This is a genomic window from Ilyobacter sp., from assembly GCF_041583315.1.
GTDB lineage: Bacteria > Fusobacteriota > Fusobacteriia > Fusobacteriales > Fusobacteriaceae > Ilyobacter.
On sequence record NZ_JBFHGC010000332.1, the window covers coordinates 1 to 3,331 of the forward strand.

3 protein-coding genes are annotated in these 3,331 nt (G+C 32.2%); 1 reads left to right on the plus strand and 2 read right to left on the minus strand.

Features of this window, described 5'->3' with window-relative positions; all coding sequences use genetic code 11:
* Positions 1-586: AEC family transporter (locus ABZA26_RS10850; protein ID WP_372714547.1), on the minus strand; the 586-nt coding region annotated here is incomplete at its 3' end.
* Positions 587-1,285: 699 nt separating this feature from the next.
* Here ABZA26_RS10850 and ABZA26_RS10855 point away from each other — a divergent pair.
* A complete protein-coding gene (locus ABZA26_RS10855; protein WP_372714548.1) occupies positions 1,286-1,477 on the plus strand; it encodes a hypothetical protein in 192 nt (63 codons plus the stop codon).
* Between the two features lie 197 nt (positions 1,478-1,674).
* Here the strand turns inward: ABZA26_RS10855 and ABZA26_RS10860 are convergent, their stop codons facing one another.
* A complete protein-coding gene (locus ABZA26_RS10860) occupies positions 1,675-2,826 on the minus strand; it encodes a PucR family transcriptional regulator (RefSeq protein WP_372714549.1) in 1,152 nt (383 codons plus the stop codon).
* Positions 2,827-3,331: the final 505 nt, after the last annotated feature.

The following is a 3,331-nucleotide window of genomic DNA, read 5'->3' on the forward strand; positions in this document are numbered from 1 at the left end:
GAGTGGTCATTCCTCCTACATATCTCATATAAGGTTCTAAGAATGCAGGAACATTGATGTCGAAAACAATCATGAGGACACCTACAAAAAATGATATGGTGGCAGGGGTCATGAGTTTTTTAAATCCGTCTTTGATGCTTCCGCCTCCACGAACACAATAAACACCGTAGGTCCAGAAAAATGTAGTATTGGCAAAATAAAACAGGAATATATAGGGGATGCTCTCGTCCCCAAAGAGGGCTATATTCACAGGCAAGCCTATGAATACTGTATTTGCAAAGACAAAGGAAAGCTGGTAAAGTTCCTTTCTTTTTATAAATGAACTGAAACTAGTCAGTCTGGCTACAATTATAAAAACTATGAGTATGGCAAAGGAGAGTCCTAACCACTGTGTTGATTTTATTAGCCCGGCTCTTGTAAAACGGCTTGTCAATCCTAAGATTATCAGACAAGGAAGGCAGAGGTTGAGTACGAGGTATGAAAAAAGCTTGTTACTCTGTTCCCCAAGTATGTTTTTACTTGCAAAAAAACATCCTGTACCCATGAGGAGCATTATCAACATAACACTGTTTATTATTCTATCCAAATAAATCCCTCCTAAAATCGACAATATTAGATATTATACTATAAAAATCTATTAGTGCTAATTTTTTTTAAAGAACCTATTAATTTTAGGGAGTATTCATTTTTTTCTCAGTAAAACATATCCTTGATTACTCTTTATGACCATGCTTTCAGATTTATTTTTATATTTCTGTCTATTCGTGTAATTTTTGACTAAAAAGTATCTTACTTATTTTTAAAAAATCGGATGTTTATTAAAGGGACAATTTAGATTAATTATGCATGAGGCCACAGAGTTTCTTGTGCTGCAACACATTTAATTTTGTGTCAGCATACATTGTAATTCATTAAAGAAAATTTTATTATAAAAAAGTTTGTATTCCCAAGCCTGTATTTACAACATATATGGAAAACAGCATTATTCATTCATTAAAAATATCAAAGGTGATTCTCTGATATTTTTAATTTCTTTTAAAAACATTTTTTGTGCTGCACCACATATTATTTAATGTCGTCACACATTGTAATTGGTACGAAAAAACCTTAAAATAAGTCATGAGATAAAGGTAGCGGAGGCAATGATATTCCAAGGAAGCTACTAATAGAAACAATATATAGAGGTAACTGTTTTTATAAAGGGAAAATTTATTCTCAAAGTCTATGGCCAATATTAGTTTTATAATTTTAGTTAAATGGCATGAGCCATTTGGAGGTGTCTGTAATGTGCAAAAGATGTATTGAAGAGAGATTGGTGACAAACTGTTCAGCTTGTATAGTAAAATTTAAAAAAATGGCCAAGGAGTTGTCTAAAGAGGCACTTGAGCCACAAAGACTATCAGAACAAAGCTTACAAATGGATGCTAATAAAAGGTCTGATAGAACTTCTATTGCCTCAAATACAATTAAACTTTAAATATAAATTTAATATAAAAGCACCCCTTATGCCTCTATACAATAGGCGTAGGAGGTGCTTTTTATATTTTACCCATCAATGCTAGTGGTGAATTTATCAAGATCATAATATAGAAAAACAATTAGGTGCATTCTTGGACTTTAAAGTTTATATAGTCAATTTATCTATAGAGAGTTTAAAGAATCATTAGAAGTCATTTAGATAATCTCCTTTAACATAAGGGCTATGCTATAGGCAAGCTTAGTATTTAGCTCTGACAGATCACAAGAAAGTATCTCCTGAATTTTATTTAATTTATAGGTTATCGTGTTTCGGTGATAAAAAAGTTCTGCGGCCACTCCTTTGAGACTTCCGTTATTTTTGAGGTAGGTATCTAGTACTTCTACATAATCTGTTTTATTCAATTGATCGTGTTTTACGAGGGGTTCTAGTGTCTCCTGGTAATATTCCTGTACAACCTCTTCATCTTCAAGGGAAAGGAGAAGTTTATACAAACCTAACTCACGATACATAACTATGTCGCTGTTTTTGCTGCTCTTTTGAAGTTTTAATACATCTGAAGCCCTTTTATAACTTTTTGCAATGCATTTGATATTTTTTGTGCTCTTTCCTATCCCGGAATAAATTTCTTCGTTGTCTTTCAACAAAGAGGAACACTTATCCTTTGTGATTTTAAGAATATCCCTTACTTCTTCCTCGGTGTATTCTGCAAAGACCAGGACAAATTTACCTTCCAATTCGAAAACAAAGGATTTTTTGGCTATTGAGCTTACTGTATTTTCAATAATTTTTAATATTTTAGATCTTTTATCGGTGTTCATATTTATCGGTTCCATAATGGCAAGGCAGTATGACCAATTGGCATTAAAGTCGTATCTTTCAAGCTGGGGTACGTATAATTCTTCTTGGTTTTGGAAAAAGATGGAGTTTTTGAAAGCACCGGATAATTCAGTATTAATCCTATCAGATATTGTGATATTATAGCAGAAGATCCGCATGATTTCGGCAACATGTACATGCCACGGTACTTCAAAAATAGGAAAATCATGCTCGTTGGCAAAATCTATGATCTCATCTGAAATTTCATCTATGAAAGGACCGATGTTAATTACCATACCACTACACCGGTTGTTGTAAGCGTGTTTAACCAAATCGAGCAAATCACTTTTCTTTTCTAGTCCGATACCTGTGGTAAAAGCAATCTCCTGACCGTCTAAAAAAACAGAGATTTCTATATTTTCAACCATATGTACCCATCGGACAATATTGTCTAGACCTTTTTTTCCAGCAATGAGCTTTATTTCCTGATCTTTAACTGAACTATACAATTCACTTAATTTGACTATCATCTTTTTCTCCTTGTAAATATTATTTCATATAACTTATCACACTAATTATTTATCTTCAAGAGTATACCCAGGGGAAGAATTAAAAAGATAGTAAAAATGATATCTGCTAAAGAAAAATTTATTTTTTTCTGTGAGAAGATTACTTAAATTTTATCAATGAAATTTAAGTAACCTAAAATGCTGCTTTTATTTCAAATAAAATATTGAATTTATACGAAATATGTTACTTTTCCTTGATGAAAAGTAACCAAAAATCAAGGCCTGTGAAAAATAAGCTAAATGCCTTCGGAAATCTAAGAAAAAATCGAAACTCGCTTCGCTCAAACATCGATTTTTTCTAAAGATTTCTCTCAGTCATTCTTAACGCTTATTTTATCAATGGCCGAAAGATTAAAAACCTTTTTAGCACAATAAATTAAAGAATAATTATTCGCATGCTTTTTATTTAGGCTGATATTCTTTTTTCTGCCTTTGAATTTTCAAGTCGCAGGGCTTATACAGGAAA